At 39.0% G+C, this 19,428-nt stretch carries 17 protein-coding genes and 1 pseudogene; 6 read left to right on the plus strand and 12 right to left on the minus strand.

All coding sequences use genetic code 11. The features are described 5' to 3' along the window. Positions 1-776: 776 nt before the first annotated feature. Together EKM76_RS09495 and EKM76_RS09500 are read right to left on the minus strand one after the other, a co-directional pair. Positions 777-1,205, minus strand: coding sequence for a MarR family winged helix-turn-helix transcriptional regulator (locus EKM76_RS09495; protein WP_125550437.1), 429 nt, complete (start codon positions 1,203-1,205; stop codon positions 777-779). A gap of 428 nt (positions 1,206-1,633) precedes the next feature. Then, the gene (locus EKM76_RS09500; RefSeq protein ID WP_125550438.1) at positions 1,634-2,323 is read right to left on the minus strand and encodes a 2,3-diphosphoglycerate-dependent phosphoglycerate mutase; all 690 of its coding nucleotides are present in this window, start codon (positions 2,321-2,323) and stop codon (positions 1,634-1,636) included. A gap of 165 nt (positions 2,324-2,488) precedes the next feature. Here EKM76_RS09500 and EKM76_RS09505 point away from each other — a divergent pair, with 165 nt between their 5' ends. Further along, positions 2,489-2,680 carry a hypothetical protein gene (locus tag EKM76_RS09505; protein WP_125550439.1) on the plus strand — a complete coding sequence of 64 codons (192 nt, stop codon included), beginning with the start codon at positions 2,489-2,491 and terminating at the stop codon, positions 2,678-2,680. Here EKM76_RS09505 and EKM76_RS09510 read toward each other — a convergent pair. From EKM76_RS09510 to EKM76_RS09520, 3 genes are all read right to left on the minus strand, one after another. Next, positions 2,646-3,866 (minus strand): MalY/PatB family protein, encoded by a 1,221-nt coding sequence (locus EKM76_RS09510; protein ID WP_125550440.1) that lies wholly within the window; start codon positions 3,864-3,866, stop codon positions 2,646-2,648. The genes EKM76_RS09505 and EKM76_RS09510 overlap by 35 nt on opposite strands. 340 nt (positions 3,867-4,206) lie before the next feature. Then, positions 4,207-5,241: an AI-2E family transporter gene (locus EKM76_RS09515; protein WP_125550441.1), complete on the minus strand. Its 1,035-nt coding sequence runs from the start codon at positions 5,239-5,241 to the stop codon at positions 4,207-4,209. Positions 5,242-5,320: 79 nt separating this feature from the next. Next, positions 5,321-5,782, minus strand: a complete 462-nt coding sequence (locus tag EKM76_RS09520) for a CinA family protein (RefSeq protein ID WP_125550442.1) — start codon at positions 5,780-5,782, stop codon at positions 5,321-5,323. 136 nt (positions 5,783-5,918) lie between these two features. Between EKM76_RS09520 and EKM76_RS09525 the strand changes: the two genes are divergently transcribed. Further along, positions 5,919-6,194, plus strand: coding sequence for a hypothetical protein (locus tag EKM76_RS09525; protein ID WP_125550443.1), 276 nt, complete (start codon positions 5,919-5,921; stop codon positions 6,192-6,194). A 71-nt stretch (positions 6,195-6,265) separates the two neighbouring features. Here the strand turns inward: EKM76_RS09525 and EKM76_RS09530 are convergent, their stop codons facing one another. Further along, entirely contained in the window at positions 6,266-7,738 is a 1,473-nt protein-coding gene (locus EKM76_RS09530) for a UbiD family decarboxylase (RefSeq protein WP_125550444.1), read from the minus strand. A 257-nt stretch (positions 7,739-7,995) separates the two neighbouring features. Between EKM76_RS09530 and EKM76_RS09535 the strand changes: the two genes are divergently transcribed. Further along, positions 7,996-9,201, plus strand: coding sequence for a helix-turn-helix domain-containing protein (locus tag EKM76_RS09535; RefSeq protein ID WP_125550445.1), 1,206 nt, complete (start codon positions 7,996-7,998; stop codon positions 9,199-9,201). Between the two features lie 301 nt (positions 9,202-9,502). Next, positions 9,503-9,946, plus strand: a pseudogene (locus EKM76_RS09540) (ATP-binding protein); the annotation flags it as partial. A gap of 35 nt (positions 9,947-9,981) precedes the next feature. On the opposite strand, the gene EKM76_RS09545 reads toward EKM76_RS09540, so the two are convergent. From EKM76_RS09545 to EKM76_RS09570, 6 genes are all read right to left on the minus strand, one after another. Further along, on the minus strand, positions 9,982-11,001 hold the full coding sequence (locus EKM76_RS09545; RefSeq protein ID WP_164507629.1) for a hypothetical protein: 1,020 nt from the start codon (positions 10,999-11,001) through the stop codon (positions 9,982-9,984). Continuing rightward, the gene (locus EKM76_RS09550) at positions 10,985-11,851 is read right to left on the minus strand and encodes a nucleotidyl transferase AbiEii/AbiGii toxin family protein (RefSeq protein ID WP_125550447.1); all 867 of its coding nucleotides are present in this window, start codon (positions 11,849-11,851) and stop codon (positions 10,985-10,987) included. The genes EKM76_RS09545 and EKM76_RS09550 overlap by 17 nt, the downstream gene beginning before the upstream one ends. After that, the gene (locus EKM76_RS09555) at positions 11,848-12,441 is read right to left on the minus strand and encodes a type IV toxin-antitoxin system AbiEi family antitoxin domain-containing protein (RefSeq protein WP_125550448.1); all 594 of its coding nucleotides are present in this window, start codon (positions 12,439-12,441) and stop codon (positions 11,848-11,850) included. Before EKM76_RS09555 ends, EKM76_RS09550 begins: the two co-directional genes overlap by 4 nt. Before the next feature lie 300 nt (positions 12,442-12,741). Further along, a complete protein-coding gene (locus tag EKM76_RS09560) occupies positions 12,742-13,605 on the minus strand; it encodes an NmrA family NAD(P)-binding protein (RefSeq protein ID WP_125550449.1) in 864 nt (287 codons plus the stop codon). 56 nt (positions 13,606-13,661) lie between these two features. Then, the gene (locus EKM76_RS09565; RefSeq protein WP_125550450.1) at positions 13,662-14,357 is read right to left on the minus strand and encodes a GTP pyrophosphokinase; all 696 of its coding nucleotides are present in this window, start codon (positions 14,355-14,357) and stop codon (positions 13,662-13,664) included. A 19-nt stretch (positions 14,358-14,376) separates the two neighbouring features. Further along, entirely contained in the window at positions 14,377-14,946 is a 570-nt protein-coding gene (locus EKM76_RS09570; RefSeq protein WP_125550451.1) for a TetR/AcrR family transcriptional regulator, read from the minus strand. A 195-nt stretch (positions 14,947-15,141) separates the two neighbouring features. Between EKM76_RS09570 and EKM76_RS09575 the strand changes: the two genes are divergently transcribed. Together EKM76_RS09575 and EKM76_RS09580 are read left to right on the plus strand one after the other, a co-directional pair. After that, on the plus strand, positions 15,142-17,142 hold the full coding sequence (locus tag EKM76_RS09575; RefSeq protein WP_125550452.1) for an ABC transporter ATP-binding protein/permease: 2,001 nt from the start codon (positions 15,142-15,144) through the stop codon (positions 17,140-17,142). Between the two features lie 74 nt (positions 17,143-17,216). Continuing rightward, positions 17,217-18,617 carry an MDR family MFS transporter gene (locus EKM76_RS09580; RefSeq protein WP_164507630.1) on the plus strand — a complete coding sequence of 467 codons (1,401 nt, stop codon included), beginning with the start codon at positions 17,217-17,219 and terminating at the stop codon, positions 18,615-18,617. Positions 18,618-19,428 lie beyond the last annotated feature (811 nt).

The following is a 19,428-nucleotide window of genomic DNA, read 5'->3' on the forward strand; positions in this document are numbered from 1 at the left end:
CCAAGGAATCCAAGACGCGCTTAACCACCGGCCACGTCGGAGCTTGAACTACAACTGCGCCAGTGAACTATTCATTGATTTAGATGATTAACTATACCAATTTATAAGAATAGGTCGATACTGTTGCACTTGATTTGACAATTTGGGGAAATAATATATGCTTATAATTTGAGTCGTTGCAATTCCATAAGGTGAACTTTCATCGCCGAAATTGTTAGCCCCAACGTCCCCCTTGATCCCTCTACACGCAATAAAATAGACCTAATCATCTATACAACGGTGATTAGGTCTATTAATTATGATACGTTGAATCACTCAATCGGCGCCATACTCAGAAAATTTAATCTTTTGGGCTGAAACAATCATGTCAAAATTGATTTTAAAATCCCAAAAGGACTGTTCGTCGTAACCGATATAAATTCGCTTTGATACAATACTCTGCTTGCATAAAGCCCGTACAAACTGCTTATATAAATCCTGAAAATCTTTAAGTGTATAGTTATAATAAAATATTTTGCCCGTAAAGTAATAAGTGGCCGCAGATTCCTCTGATGCAATGTTCAATGTGTTAGGCCCAGTATATGATCTGCCAAGGTCAGCATTTCTTTGATACTCGTTAAGTTATTAGTTGCATCTGTTAACCCATCAACCAATAAAGAGAACACAGGTAGAAATTGCGAAGTCCCAGCGCGCTTTGCCTTCTTGTGAGCTTTTATTCGACATATATCCAATTGCTTTTTTAGAACGTTATCGGCTAACGTCCACTAAATAACTGTTCACGTTGAAAATAGAACTATTTTTTGTAGGGTTTCAATCGATTGTTGTAACTGTTCCAATTCATTAACACTTAACTGAATCAGGTATGCTGCCACTTTTTTATCAACATAGTGCAAATAAGCCGTAATTAATTCTTGCCCAACTGGTGTCACAACAAGTTCTTTAGCCCGACCATCAGTACTCACTGATTTGGTTGTAAGATAGCCGGTTGTAACTAACTGCTTTACTAAACGACTGGCATAACTCGAATCTAACTGTAAAACAGCTACAATATCGGTCCCCCTAACTGGTTCAGTACAGTTTGCACAAGTTACAAGAAATTGGATTGCTGGATAGCCAAGCTCAAATGGTAAGTTACGGCGCTGAACTTGTCCCAACAAAACATCGTAGCTTAAGTTGAAATTGCGTAATACTTCTGTTGTGGTCATCCTTATGCCCCTCTTTACATGAGATTACAGCCATCAGCCGTTATAAGGCTATGTTCAGTAATTAGTACTGAATATCTGCTAACAATTTCCAGTAGTTATCTTGGGGGAAAGAGGGGCAATGGGGTATGTACATCAAAACGTTCCAGATTAGTATCCTAACTTCGTGCCAACTAGTGTCATTTTCATCGTAGACTATCTAACGTTAGCTCCAAACCAACAGGCATATTAGGCATCAACAGCGTGCAAAAATAAAACTTTTTCCTCAGCAAAAAGTCACCCGCAACAAAATCACCAATACTCACCTATCAATTTGCCAAAACCTTAGCTGGTAGTGTCCAGCTAGCGTCCAAGTAGCGCCCGAATGCCTAAAAAAAGTGTATAAAAATAGACATTCCCTATCACTAAGGAGTGCCTATTCCATGCGATTATTAGCCTAATTTCTTCTTGCTAACAACGTTTAATTTGTCGTCTAAGTCATAAACAACTGGTTCACCAGTTGCCATTTCAACGCCCATGATGTCTTCATCAGAGATGTTTTCGATGTACTTAGTCAAGGCGCGCAATGAGTTACCATGTGCGGCGATGATGACGTTTTTGCCATCAAGTAACTTAGGTGCGATCTCGTCTTCCCAGAATGGGATAACGCGTTCCAAAGTAACTTTCAAGTTTTCGCCGCCTGGGATAGCGCGTGGGTCTAAGTCAGCGTAGCGACGATCTTGTGCTGCTGAACCTTCGTCATTTGCATCCAATAATGGTGGCAAAGTATCGTATGAACGACGCCAGATATGAACTTGTTCGTCGCCCCACTTTTCAGCTGCTTCGGCTTTGTTTTGGCCTTGTAATGCGCCGTAATGACGTTCGTTTAAACGCCAAGTTTTAGTTTCTGGGATCCATAATTGGTCGGAGCCTTCCAATGCGTAATGCAAAGTTTTGATGGCACGAGTCAATACAGAAGTATAAGCTTGATCAAATTCGATGCCTTCTTTTTTCAATAAAGCACCAGCGTTTTGGGCTTGGCGTACGCCTTCTTCACTTAAATCAACATCGACCCAACCTGTAAATTGGTTGGATAAGTTCCATTCACTTTGACCGTGACGGATAAAAACTAATTTAGCCATATGGTGGACTACCTCACTTTTAATTTATTTCTTATTCATTGTACACTGGATACGGTAAAAAATCTAATCTGTTAGCGCTTTTTTCATAACTATTTTCAAAAAATCACTTTGATTCAGTGGTGACTTCCCGTAAACTGAACTTAAAAGCTTAAGGAGTGAATTTATTTGCGTAAAATTAGTTATCTTATCTGGGCGTTGGCGCTACTTTATTTCATCATCTACGCCACTAGCCAGCCATTACGCCAGGCAGTAAATCAAAATTCCAGCCTTGCCATTTTGCATGGTGGGCTGGGCATTATTTTCATTGGCGGTATTTTAGGCTTTATTTTGTTACGCTTATGGCGCGTGTTTCATTAATTTTGGCTAAACTAGTAATGATATTAGCCACTGCCGCATGAACATATTTCGGTTCGGTAGCTAAGTTTAAGCGGACGAAGCCGGCATCATTTTTACTGAACCATTGACCAAAGTCAACGGCTAAGTGGCAGTCATTTTGAATGAATTCTTTAGTTAAATCAGTTGGCACTACCACGCGTAGATCTAACCAAGCTAAGTAAGTGCCTTCCAGCTCAGCTACCTTAATTGCGGGTGCTTTAGCCGCTAATTCAGTCCGCAGGTAATCGTAATTACTACGGACCACATTTAACAGTTGCGCCAACCATTCACTGCCATCGCGATAGGCTGCTTCGGCGGCCACCTGACCTAGTACACTAACTTCAGTTTGGTTGATCTGTTTGTGTAATTTATCATAGCGAGCGCGCAAGTCTTCACTAGGAATGATCACGTGAGAATTGAGCATTGCCGCCAAGTTAAACGTTTTGGACGGTGCAGTGACGACGATCAAGTTATTGCGGTAGCGACCATGAGCTACATTTAGTGCTGAAACGAATGGTCGTTTGCCGATAATAATATCTTGATGAATTTCGTCGGAGATCACTAAGACGTGGTGCCGTTGACAGATCTCCAGCAATTGTTTCAATTCTGCTTCAGTCCACACGCGGCCAACTGGATTATGCGGCGAACATTGAATCAACAATTTAACTTGGTTAGCAACGATTTTAGCTTCAATGTCATTGAAATCAATTGTATAGTGGCCATCATTATTAACTAACTCTGAAGTCACTAGCTGGCGGTGATTATCCAGAACTGCATTGTGGAATGGATAGTAAACTGGCGTTAAGATCAAGACGGCATCTTGTGGCTTAGTAAAGGTGTTGACCAAGCCGTAAATTGAATTGACGACGCCAGTATCAAAGCGCAGCCAGTCTTTTTCTAACTTAATATTGTGGTGTTGTTGCTGCCAGTTAAAGTAAGCTTCATAGTACGAATCTGGTGTGTAAGAATAGCCGTAAACCCCATGATTAACTCGCTTAGTTAAAGCCACTGTCACTGCTTCTGGAACTTTAAATTCCATATCCGCAACCCACATTGCAATCAGATCAGGATCACCGTAACGTTGATCTAGAGCATCCCACTTCAATGAGTTCGTTCCGGCCCGCTCAACAGCGTACTTTTCAATAAATTCTGTGGTTGATAATTTCATTCTAACGACCATCCTTCCATATGTAACCCGACAAAAAAGCCCCCGCCTGTACAGTTTATCTGTACTAGGACGAGAGCTTTAACTTTCGTGTTACCACCTAAATTCGCCATTGCCTCACAGCAACAGCCTTTGTCACATCGATCAATGTGCTGCAAGTTATCGTTTGCAAATCCGGACGCGTAGCCATCATGACCCACGCCAGCTCGGAGCTCATCTTCATCTAACTAAATTTTACCTGCTTTCACTAAGATCAGGCTCGCTAAAAAATCAGTTAAATTACTCTTCTCGTCAAAGCTATTTTATTGATTACTGCTTATAATAGAACAAATCCTCTATGAAGTCAATTCTTATCTGATTTTAATTTTTCAGTACTAATTGACTTAACGCCGAGAATGTCGAGGAAGAATGTGAAAATCGGAATACCGACGATCAGGCCCCAAGTACCGAATAAGCGCTCACCGATAAATAAGACGATAAACGTGTAAAAAATTGGTAGCTTAGTTCGGCTTGACATGAACTGTGGGTTTAACACGTAGGTTTCCAATGTGTGAATCAGCAGGATCAGCAATAAGATATAAGCAACGTCTTGAATACCACCCACTGAATAGCCAATCAGCGCTAACGGTACACACGAAATGATCACGCCGGCCACAGGGATCATGCTTAGCAAGAAAATCATGATCGCCAAGCTGGGCAACTGTGGCATTTTCATGATACTAAGAAAAATTGTGGTGATGATCGTATTCACTAAAGCAATAAAAACCTGAGCTTCGATGACGACGCCAAATGTATTAACAAACTTTTTGGCAAAGAAATAAATATCCTGAAAAAACCAAGCATAATGACTAGTCAGAAATAGGCGCGAGAATTTGAACATCCGTTGGCTTTCCACAGTAAAGAAGAAGCTTAGGACTAGTGATAAGAAGAAAGTTAAGCCCATCGTACCAATACTGGATAAATAAGTTAGCGCCATCGCAATACCACCCTTAAATTGCGGCATCAAATCTGACGTTTTAATGTAACTGTTGATCCATTTAAAAACTTGATTCGTATTATAGTCCGGGTTCTGATAGAACTTATAGACTGAATCGATCATTTTAGCCGTCTGCGCCGCAATCACCGGTAGATATTTGGTAATTGCTGAGTAGAGTAGAAAAATAGCCAATGCGTACACCACGATCACGATCAGCGGTGCCGGAATTTTGACCCACCGGTGAATAAATTTAACCAGTTGTAACACAAGAAACGTGAAAATAAAGGTTAATAATATAATACTCATCATGCTGCGAGCCAAAAAAAGTACCGTCATAATTAAAAGTAAGACAACAATTCGGCGCAACTCAATGTTGGCCAAAAACTTTTTCCAAAGTGACACTTACACCACATCCTTACCGCCAATTGTACAAGAATTAGCCGTAAGATGCGAACGGAAAATCTCAGGATCATTTATGATCTCAGCGCAGATACTGCGCCAATAGATCAACGCCTGCCTGGCAGCTCTGCGCCATCACCGTTTCAGCATCGCCATTGAAATGATACGTCTTAGCCAACTGAATTTTGGGACCGGCTAAACCGACACAAACCGTTCCCACTGCTACCCCATCTAGCGCATCTGGCCCTGCCGCACCGGTAAAGGCTAATGCAAAATCAGTAGCGGCAATTTTACGTGCCTGCAATGCCATACTAGTAGCAACTTCTGGACTGACGACGCCAAATTGATCGATCAAATCAGCCGACACACCAAGAATTTTAGTTTTAGCACTACTGGCATAGGTGATGAAGCCGCCTGGATAAATAGCACTAGCTTGCGGTGTTGCGGCTAACTGACTTTGAAAGGTCCCACTAGTTAAGCTTTCAGCACTGGTCAAAGTCAGCTGGCGGGCCGCCAATTGTTGCGCTAAAGTTGTAAGATCCATGTTCAACGCCTCCCGGTTTACTTTTAGCGTAACAAAGCCACCGACTGAGAGCCACCAATACGCATCAAAGTTGCAGCACGCCAAGTTAGCTTATATAGTGAAGTTGTACTCAAAACTAACTAAGGAAGTGACCTTTATGCATGATGATGACCAGATCAAAGATAATTTTCAGCAAGATGAACAGCGTAGTGGCGCTGCTGACAGCAACATGAGCTACGATGAACAAAACGATAATCCAATGGAACCTGGTGAGAAATCACCTGAGGCTACCCCGGATTCAGTGCCTAATCCAAATGAAAACAATGATCAAGAAGAAAGTCATTTAGATCACTTACTTTATGATGAGAATAAAGATAGCGCCCACGAAGATGAGGATAAAGGCTACGTTAGCGAAGAATTAGACCACAAATGAGTGGCGTTGCAAAAAAGCTGTTGCAGTTAATCCTGCAACAGCTTTTTTTGGTGTTTACATTCTAAATAAATTTATTTAAGATATTTCTCCCAGTCTTTAACTTCCATAAACTGAGCACGTTCAAATTGATCTTTCATATCAAACGGTACAGTGCCATCAATAACTAACTTAGACGACATGCCGCGGAAACGAATTGATTTAGGATCATATTGTGGCCGTTCTGATGGATCTAAGGGATGATTGCGCATCCCTGGCAAGACCATTAAGTCTTGGTCGGCTTGGAAACGCGTATTCATCGTCCAAATGACATCATTCATATCAAAGATATCCACATCATCATCTACCAAAATCACTGTCTTCAGCTCTTTAAAAGCGGAAAACGCCAATAACGCTGCTTGCCGTTGAATGCCTTCATCGGCTTCACTTTCCTTGTGAATCTGTAAAATTGACATTAGCTTTCCACCACCAGCTGGCGGATTATAAACGTTCAAAACCTTACCTGGAATCGCACGGTCAACTAATTGTAGAATACTAGCTTCAGTCGGAATACCGGCCATACTGACGTGTTCTTCACTAGGACCAATCACCGACTGCATGATCGGATTGTCTTTACGATGAGTCACTGCCGTAACTTTGATCACTTGCAAAGCTGGATTAGCGTCACCGTCGTAACCAGGGAACTCAGGCATGGCCTTACCGGTATGTGTATTAATATCTTCTTGGATGCGTTCATTGGGCATGATATAGCCTTCTAGAGTATATTCTGAACGAGCGATCGCATTTTCGTCCACAGTCACCCCTTTAACTAGATCAACTGGTTGTTGGCGGATCGCGCCAGCAACACCTAATTCGTTATAACCAAATGGTGTGGTCGGTGGTTCAAAAGTAGCACCGATCGTGATGGCTGGATCTAAACCAATACTAATAGTGATCGGCATTGGCTGATTGGCTTTTTCATACTCTTCGGCGAAAGCACCGATATGGCGCCCACCAGGCATAATATAGATACCGATTTTGTCTTTATCTTCCAAGACCATCCGGTGAATTGTTACGTCGCTTTTAGACTTATCCATACTCGAGCCTAGAACAACACCGACGGTAATATAAGGACCTGCATCTTGCGGCGTATTAGTCGGTGCGGCCACTAACTTACGAATATCAAAATCAGCATCGGTTGCCCGATGAATAACCTCATGCGCAGGTGCTTCAGCTTCTGTGACAATTTGTGGCCAAACTGGATTAGATACAGACTCGTTCAAAAATTGACCTAACGTTTTATAATCGTGGTGGAACATAGCGCCAACGCGTTTACGACTAGCCATCAAACCAATCAATACGCGTGTTTGGGCGAACCCTTTAACATTATTGAACATCATTGCTGGCCCTTCTGTGGTTGGCCGCTGTACTGTACCACCAGCACCAATATAGCGATAAACCCCGGACAGTTCTGCTTCAGGATCAACTTCAACGTCGGTTTCATGGTATTGGCCAGGCAATTGCTTGAGCTCAGCCAAAACACTTCTTAAATCATATTTATCTGCCATATTATTTTTACCTCCTGAATTAAGCTTACTAGTTCAGTATAAGCGGTGGTGCTTAGCGCTACAAATCGTATTTGGCGTTTTATTATGCTGAAGTGGAATAATAAAAAAACTATCAGCACTTAGCTGGTAGTCATAAAACTATTTACCGGAATTAGTTTCTAAGTCAGTATCTGGTGCCAAATCAGTGACCCAAGTATTGTATTATTTAATTGTATAATCTTTTGTTTTACGATATTTATTTGTTGTGGAGGTATTTCATGAAACTTGCTGAGTTAAAAACATACTGTCAGTTGTTTTATGATTCTTATCGAATTCCCGTCTGCTGCTACGATTCGCAATTCCAATTTCAATCCCTACATCCACAAGATATCGATCAAAATATTTTCAATGAAATCAGCACCCCCCTCTTCGATACCAAACTCGATGTCGCCTTGATAACAGATCAGCAATTTTTAAGCTGGGGTTGCATCAAAGATAAAAAATCAGGGAATTTCTTGTTACTTGGTCCAGCGCTTTCCATACCGTTAGATGATCAGGAAATTCGCATTTTTATGAAAGAACACATCATTCCCAACCGATCTTTTGAGTCGATCCAAACAGCGATTAATCGTATTCCCCCCATGCCTATTCAACAGTTTCTCCACATTCTAAAATTCTTAAACTATCAAATCAACCAAGAAGAAATATCCGATAAAACCCTTTTGAATTTTTTAATTCCAGACAATAGCACCACTAATTTTTACAGTCAATCGAGGTTTTATATCAACTCGACAAGTAGCACTGAAATTAAGCAGTCTTTTACAAGTGCTTATCAGGCTGAACAGTTGCTCCTTCACTATATCGAAACTGGAAATCTAAATAAGTTACATCAGCATGCCCTACGATCCGATCTTCCCATTCCCAACATTGGCACAACACCGATGTCGCAGCAAAAGATGTCGGGCATCGTTGTGATTACGGTTATTACGCGCTTCGTGATCAAGAAGGGCATGGATATCGATACTGCCCTGCGCTTAAGTGATATTTATTTACAGGGAATTGATTGTGCAATGAATACGAAAGAATTAACGACACTGATTATTAACGCCTACATTGATTATTCCAAGAGATTGCAAGCCATCAAGATTCCAGCGACAACCTCACCACTAATCACGAATTGTATTCAATACGCGCGGCAATCAATCAATACGCCGATCACCGTTTCTGATGTCGCGCACTTTGTCGGTAAAAGTCTTTCCTATGTCTCCAGTAAATTTAAAAAAGAACTCGGTTTTACACTGAGCACTTTTATTAATCGCTGTAAAATTGAAGAGGCTCAAAATCTTTTACAAAATACCAATATGACAATTGCAGAAATAAGTAATTATCTCTGTTTCTCGGATCAAAGTTATTTTTACCGCGTATTTCGTCAGATCATCGGTTCTACGCCATTGCAGTATAAAAGGAAATATAATTCTCAATGAATTTTAGATGTTGAATTGTACTTTTAAGCAAACTAAAGAGCAGATGACAGTCTTCAATTCTTATTGATTACTGATAAAGAACCAAAAAAATAGACGCCATTAATAAATAGTTACGCCATGTTTAAAAAATATCTTGAAAATTATTTTAACTGCCCTTACGATTGCCTTATTAAGCTTAATGCAATTTTGACTACAATGGACAATTTAATGATTGGGCATGATACTTTGGGACAAGTCACGCAGGAAGCCTACTCTTTTATTTTTCTGATGATTATAAGAATAGTTTCATGGCCTTTTTAGTTACCAAACGGGCAATAACTATGCTGCGCTTGGACTTCCCACCCATTTTCTAGTTTTTGATGAGTATGTGGCTTTCATGGGTATGATTGGACGTGAAGCTGTACAAGCCATGAGTATGCTTACATAAATCGTTATGCTTGGTCATCAAGCAGGATTCTTCCTTATCTTAGCTTGCCAACGTCCTGATGCAAAATATTTAGTTGATGGTATTCGTGATCAGTTTATGTTCCGCGCAGCACTTGGTCGAATGTCGGACCTTGGTTATACCATGATGTTTGGTGAAACCGATAAAGATTTCTTCCTAAAACCGATCCAAGGTTATGATTTTGTGGATACTGGTATCGGCGTTATTAGTGAGTTTTACACGCCGTTAGTATCGAAAGGCTATGATTTTCTTGGTAAGATTGCTCAAGCGTACAATGAAGTTTCGATTACAAAAAACTAAATAAGTTTTCTAGTCTATAAGATCATGTTGCAATATTAAACTGTTGTTTTAGGCTTCTGTATATACATCCTTGAACTTAAATTTCTCCATTTAGGATCAATTCGAACATCCTCGTATTTATCATTAACAGTTATAGGCCGTTCCGTTGTAAAAAGGTGCAGGGTATGGCGAACTTTTTTCGAATCATCTTTCCTTCCACTGGAAATAAACTTTTTAAAATCTGGTAAAAGCTCTTCAATCTGTTTTTCGTTCATAAGTACTGAAATATTTCGGTTCTCAATCTTTTGATAGACAACAAGTAATTTATAAAGAAAATATTGATCTCCTCTGTTATCCTTTCGTTTCAACTCATAAATTTGAATATTGCCATACCAGACATTTATCAAACGTGGATCAGGTAAAGCATATTCATTTTTAGCGTCTTCTAATTTATGAAAAAGACTATTTAGGTCAACCATTTTACCGTTGTCAAGTGGCTGTTTTGTGTATCTATTATTAATGACAGCTCTCAACGTTTTTAAACCAGATCGGCGGGTAATTATTTTGTTAGTCGTATTAGAATTAGCATGAGTTTTAGACTGCCCTTTTCCAACAATTTCTTCGCCCTTTAAACCACCAAATAAATCCGTCTTTTTCTGTTTTTCTTCATCCAAGGTACTTTTAAAAAAGTTTAGGAAGGTTTCTCCTGACTTATATTTTCGATCTTGTTCATGATTTCTCGTAGCCTGCGCTTGTGTTTCTTGCTTGATATTACATGTGTGCACCTTACCTGGCATAGTTTTAAAGTAAGATGGAACCTTGCTACTCCATGGGGCAGCAAGCATTACCTGACATTCACATTTTTCACTACCTAATACGTTTTGAGCATTACAGATAAATGCGTGCTGATTATAACCATTACGAACCAATTCCTTTGCTTGTTCGGCATCAATATTTTCTTCATATTTTGACTGATCATATCGTTCTATTGGATGTGCATAGTCGAGTGTCATTTTATCTACTCCTAACTTTTTAAAATCAATATCATTAGCTACAAAATCATATCTGTTGCTCAAGTCCAGACTTCTTAATAAGGTCAATCGCCGCATCACACGTAGCTCCAAAATCAATCCCGTGTGCATACTCATTGGGCTTTTGATAAGCAATCCATAATCTTTGAAGACTTGGACTTGCTTTAAGAGCTGTTAATGTTGAAATATAGGTACCTAATTGATTAGTTGTTTCTCTTTTTGCAGAAGTTGCTTGTATTGCCTTTTTTAATACATCCAACCTTATTTCAGTCTTATCCTGATGATCGAGCAAAAATAAATCGTAAAAATCCTTCAATCGTGTATTAGCATCAGCCCGGCTAACAATCGTCTCCAACTTTTCAGCAATGATGGTTTCAACTGTGTACGCCATAATTTGAACTGTCCGATCCTCAAGGATCATTTTATGCCCGTATTGGATGGCGCGCTCAGTAATAACATCTCCAGTTGATATGTCAATCTTAACATCAACTCGTGTGGTATAGACTTGTGCACGGATATGAATCCGGTAACCAGAATACTCATCATCTTCCCTAATTTCACCAATCCTTACAATTGATAGTTTGATTATATCTTCTGGTAATTCAATGTCACAGATTTCTTGAAACACACTTTTCATCTTATCTTCCGTCACTGGTAAACCAACAATTAAGGTATCAATATCCCGTGTTGAGCGAGTGTCGGTACCAATTAGTGATGCAATCAAGAAACCACCTTTTAGTACAAGATTATTTTGGTAAGGCGAATTAGAGATTCGATCAATCAGATCATCCAAAACAATCTCCTGCAGCATAATTTGTGGTGTGATTTTTCTTTCTTTTGCCAACTTTCTGATTCTAGCCAGAAATTGCTTCTGGTCAGTAAATTCAAGTTTCACAGTAGGACCTCCATATACGTTCTAATCTCTTCTTCTACTCTAAATGTTCTTGCGTACTCCATTAATTGGCGGAGATTCTTTCCTTTCCGATGGGCGTAACTATTCATTGCTTGTTTAATCGTCTCGGCATCAGACCTGTCTCGCGTTCGTAAGATATCACACAAGGTACGCTCAACATCGTAAACCTTAACTAGATGTCCACCAGGAGTTTTAATTGTCGTTATACCAATTTCATAAAGTTCCTTTTTTTGTCGATAAATCTTGATTGGTACATCGGTTTTAGTACTGTATGCGTATGGCAGCGGAAAGTTCATTTCATAGGTACTTGGCGTTCGATCAATCATTCCATAAAGAAAAAGTGCTGTATCCTTGAAAAAAATACCTTTTGAAAGACTATATTGTAGTGCAGCAATATCGTCGCCAAACTCAAGTGGATCAATATAAACACCTGGTGCCAATCTTTCAAGCTGTCCATGAGCATACATATTACGTAACACTCTAGGTGAGATACCCATTGAATGAACAGTTTTAGATGTAATTTGACCACCATTCTTATTCAAGTACTCAATGATTTCATCTTGTTGACTCATTTATTTCACCTCAATACAAAAATCCGTTTTCTACTCAAATTATAACACACAGTGAGTAAAAAACGGATAAAGTGATTCAAGACTCTTTGAGTTTCCTATTAGCCATAATCTTGCATCTCAAATACTACAACCGCTTCCCTTTCAATAACATTCTTTCCGGCACTAAGATGCTGCTGGATTGATTCAAATGGCTAATATAACTTTAATGACTTTGCCCAATATCGCAATAATGATGCTAGCCAACTCGCCCCGCCGTGCTGTGCAGCGCGAACTATCAACAAGATTTTTTATAATTATTTATCAATCTTCATGATAGTGTGCCGTTAAAAACTCATTCATTGGTTCAGGATCATGTCCGGTGATTTTTTTAAAGTCGGTAGTCACAATATCCATCAATCCCATGGCACCAGCTTGATACATTGAACCTAACTCAGCGCCATCGCCTTCAGCAGCATAGATAGCAGCAAAATCGGTGACTGAAACTGGTGCATAACCAATTGGCTTGCCGGTCACTTCGGTCATGATCTTACCTAATTCGTTCATCGTGTAATTTTGCTGCTGCGTTACCGTGTACACCTGACCATTATTTCGTAATTCAGGCTTTACTGCTAAATTAGCAATTGCTGCTGCACTATCATCTTGGGTAATAAAAGACAAAGCTTCCTGACCAACTGGATAAATCAAATGCCCTCGCTCGATTAATTCTGGCAAGTAAGGAATCAATGGGTCAGCATATAGCGAATTTTTGATCACAGCATATTTAAGACCTGAGGCGGCCAGTCGGCGTGGAACATACCCATAATAAGCCGACATTGTAAATGGATTATTTTCTTGGTCGGCGTAAAAACTGACAAAAACAATTTCCGTCACGTTAGCTTGTTTCATGGCGACCAAAGTATTTTCAAATTCAGTCACACGTTGCAGGAGGTCATAAGTTTTACTCGGAATATAGATCAAGACGTCCGTATCTTTAAAAGAATTCGTCATTGTCTCGATATCTAAATAATCAGTTTTAACCACTTCGACCCCTTGTTCAGTCAGGTGAGTCGCTTTGGTAGGCGTATGAACAGCAGCACGAATCCTATTAGCACCCGCTAACTTGATCATGTCTTGCGTTACGATACTGCCTAGGTGCCCAGTTGCACCGGTAATTGTGTATTTCATTAGATAAAGCTCCTATCGTTCATTGTATATTCATTATTTTCAGTGATATTTTTGGGTTAACCCTTATAATCGTTCAATTGCTTATAAATATGTTGCATCTTATTTTCGATATTTGATAATTCATCTGCGTATCCGCTTAACTCATTACCATACTGTTCAACTAGATTACTAGTCATATCTGTTTTATATCTTAATTTATGTTCTAAACTGGCCCACATATCCATACCGACTGTTCTAATTTGAATTTCAACATTTACAGATTGACTACCTTTAGACTGAAAAACTGGTACTGAAACCACAATATGCAAGCTACGATATCCACTTGACTTTGGTTTGGAAATATAATCTTTACGCCTAACCAAAGTAATATCAGTCTGACTCAAAAGCATTTCTTCAATTAAATAAACATCATCAATATAGTTTGTAACTACTCTTATACCGGCAATATCAAATATATTTTTTTGAATATTATCAACTGAAAGTTCCAAATCCTTTCGAATTAGTTTTTGCATTAAACTTTGAACATCTTTCATACGTTCTTCCATATGATGAATCGGATTATGGTCGTAATTAACTTGAAATTCAGCATCTAAATTTTCTAGTTTAGTACCGATTTCATTTGCCCCAGATTGACACAATTGGTAAAAGCGGGCCAAATTCTGCATCTCCTTAATTTCAGGCCTTTTGGGTGCCTGTTTAAAATCAGCATCTAATTTTTTAAAGTTCATTAAATTTCTATGCTCTAATATCAAAAAATCACTCCTTTAATTTTTACTGATTGCCAGAAATGCCATACATAAACAGCTTTTCAAACTGTGGCATCAATTTAGGATCGTTGACGTGAGTGGAAACATACTGTGTAAACATGTTTGCAAACAAACCGATCACCTCATCTGAGACGCCACTATTTATCACGCCTGATTCTCGACCTGACTTGATCATCAGTTGCCAAAATTTACTATTCCATTCCTTAGCATACGCTTGAACAGCTTTAGATTCGCTAAATGATCGCATAAATTCATCATTGATTTCTGGTGATAAGGTCTGACGAATCTGTTTAGCTTTCATTCCAAGTCTCTGAAGTTTTAGCAGAAAATCAAGTGAATCGTCTTCAGCAATTGCCTGTAAATCTTGAGAATTTTCTTTAAAAAAACGAAGTGATACTGCCTCAGCTAATTCTTCTTTATTTTCAAAATATTTGTACATCGTGACAAACGAAATACCTGATAGTTCACTAACTTCTTTAACACTTGTTTTTTGAATCCCTTTTTTTGTCATCAATTGATAGGCTGCAGCAACAATTTTCTTCCGATTAAGTTCCTTTTTTAAATCACGTTTCATAGTTTCACCCTTTTCTTTAATTCGTTTGAATCACCTTTTCCATTCTAGCATAATGAATAGTTTGCAGCAAAATAAATTAAATATAAAAAAATATATTAAACTTTTTATTGACATCCAGTTTCAATCAGTGTATTCTCATATCCATAAACAAATTAAACATTTTTAATTTTGTTAAACTTTTTTTGGAGGGATTACATGCCATTTTTAAAATTAAGCAACATTCATAAATCGTATTTCTTGGGTAAAGAAGAGTTTCCAGTACTAAACGGAATTGACCTAGACTTTGAACTAGGCGAATTTGTCTCTATTCTAGGTGAATCAGGTGGTGGTAAGTCTACTTTAATGAATATCATTGGGGGCCTTGACCGTGAGTTTGAGGGCGAAGTAACAATCGATGGGAAAAGTCTAGATCACAAAGACGAAAAAGCCTTGGATGCTTATCGACGTGATACGATCGGCTATATCTATCAAGCGTATAATTTGATCAGTCATTTAAGCGTACTCGACAACGTTCTAATTTCATTGGACATGACAACTTTAACTAAGTCTGAAAGAGAAACACGTGCATTAGACCTGTTAAAGCGAGTAGGTCTATCAGACCAAGCTAAAAAGTACCCTAATCAATTATCGGGTGGGCAAAAGCAGCGAGTGGCAATTGCACGGGCACTAGCCAGTGATCCAAAAGTGATCATTGCCGATGAGCCAACGGGCGCGCTAGATTCACAGAATACTGCAGAAGTACTGCAAATATTGAATGATATTGCCGCTGAAGGTCGCTTAGTCATTACCGTAACTCATTCTCAGGCTGTTGCGGATACTGGAACACGAATTGTTCACTTGGCTGACGGAAAAATTGATGACAATCGGCGTTTGCATGAAGCTTACAAACCGCAAACAACACCTTCGCCAATCAAATCGCGACTATTACCTGCGTCCGTTAGTGTTATAACCGCCATCAAACACCTTAAATTTAACTTTTGGCGTAATTCACTAATCGTTATTGGAACGGCAATTGGTTTGTTCGCTGTTATTTTATTTTCTGGTCTAGGTAACGGAATCAGTGGTTATATCAATAAGCAGGTCACTGATATGGCTAATCCACAAGTTATTACCGTTTCACGCTATCAAAAGAAAACAACATCTACCCCTACTCCTGGTGGTGATGACAATCCAATGGCGGCGGCGCTAACAAGTTCAGCAATGACCAAAAAACCAACTTTTAGCACCAAACAAATTAATCAAATCGACGATGTTAAACATGTTAACTCTGTTCAAAAAAGTTTTACGGCCAGCAATGTTACGGTAAAAAATGGTGATAAATCGGCCACAATTTCCTCGCTATCTAACTGGACCAAGGCCTCAACTGAATCATCAATTGATTTTGGTCACAAACCAGGTAAAGGTGAAATTATTTTAGATAAAGATGCCATTGCTAAAAAAATTACTAATGACAGTTATAAAGATTTGATCGGTGAAACCGTCAATCTTAGCTACACAACATTAGATGATTCTGGTAAGAAAGTAACTGTTAATTTTTCAGCAAAAGTTGCTGGGATCGGCAGCAACAGTGCTGGCATGCAAGGAATCAATATCATCAACACAGCCACTCTTACTGACGCAATGAAGTCGGCAAATGTTGATACAACGCCAACTTCATTAGCAGTTAAAATTGATCATTTAGATAATGTCAAAGCCGTCAACAAAAAAATCAACAAAATCAAGTCCAATGACAAACGTCTATATAGTTCTTCTTCGATTGCTAGTATGATCGATATAATTCAAACATACGTTAGTCTTGCTTCAACTGTATTGGCAGTGATTGCTGGTATTTCATTAGTTGTTTCTGCATTAATGATCATTGTGACAATGTATATGTCAGTCAGTGCACGAACTAAAGAAATTGGTATTCTTCGTGCTCTAGGAGAAAGCAAACGTGATATTCGCCGTCTGTTTATCAGCGAGTCATTAGTCATCGGCGTATTGAGTGCTGTTTTAGGAACAGGATTGGCCTTTGGAATTGGTGCTGTCGCTAATGCCGTTCTACAGCCAATCGCCGCTTACAGCTTCGTGCAAATTAGTTTGATGAATGTCGTTTCAACATTCATTATCGCCTTGATTATCTCACTGATTGCTGCATTATTACCTTCACGTCATGCGGCATCGCTAAACCCAATTGATGCGTTAAGCGCAGATTAGATTTTTCACAACACTACAAACAGCTTACTGGTGAGCATCTACCGGTAAGCTGTTTGTACTTAATGGAGGTATATATGGAAAATAACAAAAAATTAACTGCTAGCGATTATACATTTATCATAGTCATTTTATTGGGAAGCTTTTTATCATCACTAACTGAAACTATTATGAATAATGCACTGCCAACAATTATGCGTGCCTTTAATATTTCACAATCCACTGCCCAATGGTTAACCACTGGTTATATTTTAGTAGTTGGTATCATGATGCCAGCAACTGCTTATTTCATGGATCGCTTTAAACTTAAACCACTTTTCGTTTTCACACTTACGTTGTTTTTATCTGGGACGGTTATTGCTGGATTTGCACCAAACTTTTCAATTTTATTATTAGGTCGAATGGTTCAGGCCATTTCAGTTGGTATCAGCATGCCACTAACTGTTAATGTGCTAATGTTAATTTTTCAAGTTGAAAAGCGTGGGTTCGCGATGGGAATATCCGGGGTTGTCGTTATCTTAGGCCCTGCACTCGGTCCCACCATCGCTGGTTGGATATTGAACCACTATTCATGGCGTGCTCTATTTCACGTAATCACACCATTGGCAGTGATCATTATTATTTTAGCCGTTTTTTTTGTCAAAAATGTTACTAAAACTAAACCAATCAAATTAGATTGGCCGTCCTTACTACTTTCATCAATTGGTTTAGGGTCACTACTTTACGGCTTTAGTGAATTTGGTGATACTTTTGCCTATTTGATGATTCTTGTTGGCCTGATCGCAATCATTTGGTTTATCCAACACCAGCTTCATTTAACTGAACCATTTCTAGAAATACGTGTTTTTAAATCTAAGTCATTTAGTAAAACAGCATTGTTAGCGGCTCTTTCAAATGTCGCAATGCTCGGTGCTGAATTACTATTACCGCTATATATACAGAACGTTCATGGCGCTTCTGCATTGACCACTGGTCTGTTACTAATGCCAGGAGCAATTGCCACTATGGCTATCGCACCAATTTCAGGCAAACTCTTTGATAAATATGGCATTAAACTGATGGCAATTGTGGGCTTTGCTGTAACTGTAATCACAACGATCCCAATGATTTTCTTTAACGAAAGTACAAGTTATTTGCTAATTGGCATCTGTTACACTTTACGTATGGCCGGCCTTAGTATGGTATCAATGCAAGTCTTAACTTCCGGCATCAATGCCCTACCAACGGAATTGCTAGTACATGGTAACACCGTTGCATCAACAGTTCGGCAAGTAGCCTCCTCCCTTGGCACAGCATTAATCGTAACTATTTCTTCATTTGGTACCCAATTATCTAATCAATCAGGAAAATTAGGTTTAACAATTGGTTACCATTGGGGATTCATTGCGGCCACTGGAATTTCAGTTATTTGCTTAGTTATCTCCTTTACTTTAAAGAACAAAACAACGGCCGAATTTGAGATGACTGACTTGAGCTAAGCGTTCCTATTAATAACATGGTTTTTGAGCACTTAAAAGTTCAAACAAGTTGGGCCAACTCTCCCCCACAACATTTAATAGCTAAATTGGGATGATACCCACGCTATTAATAATTTCAGGTAACCTCACATTCTGACAATTTTCAAACAGCCGCGCAAGGTGATCCACTGGCCAGGACACAGTTATTGACAGAATTTCAGCCATTAATTATCAGCATCACCTGTTGGGGTCAATTTAAATTTGACGAGGATCATTATCAAATATTAAGTGAATATTTCATTCGTACCGGCTACAAATTTAATTTAGAACGGTATCTATAGAACTACGATGAAGCAAGTTAATCTTTTTTGATTAATTTGCTTTTTTGGCTTCATCTTTTATTTGTATGTATATAGCGAGCAGATGATATAAGCTGCACGCCCTTTGACAACTGAATATTGCTTTACTTACTTTTCTTGAACTGTTGATTCGTAGATACCATGACCAAAACACGAGCGCCACACTCTTGGTACACTTGCTCGTGAGGATGGCGCTTCTTTTGAAGACATCTCCGAAGCACTTACTCATTCCGACTTAGCATCAACAAAGATTTACGTCACTACACCGGATGTCATTTCCAAAAAGGTTCACGAGATGTTCGTGAATTGTTTAAAAAAAGAAAACCCCAAATTGTCAAATCAAGTGCAACAGTATCGACCTATTCTTATAAATTGGTATAGTTAATCATCTAAATCAATGAATAGTTCACTGGCGCAGTTGTAGTTCAAGCTCCGACGTGGCCGGTGGTTAAGCGCGTCTTGGATTCCTTGGA

This window comes from Loigolactobacillus zhaoyuanensis (assembly GCF_003946385.1).
GTDB lineage: Bacteria > Bacillota > Bacilli > Lactobacillales > Lactobacillaceae > Loigolactobacillus > Loigolactobacillus zhaoyuanensis.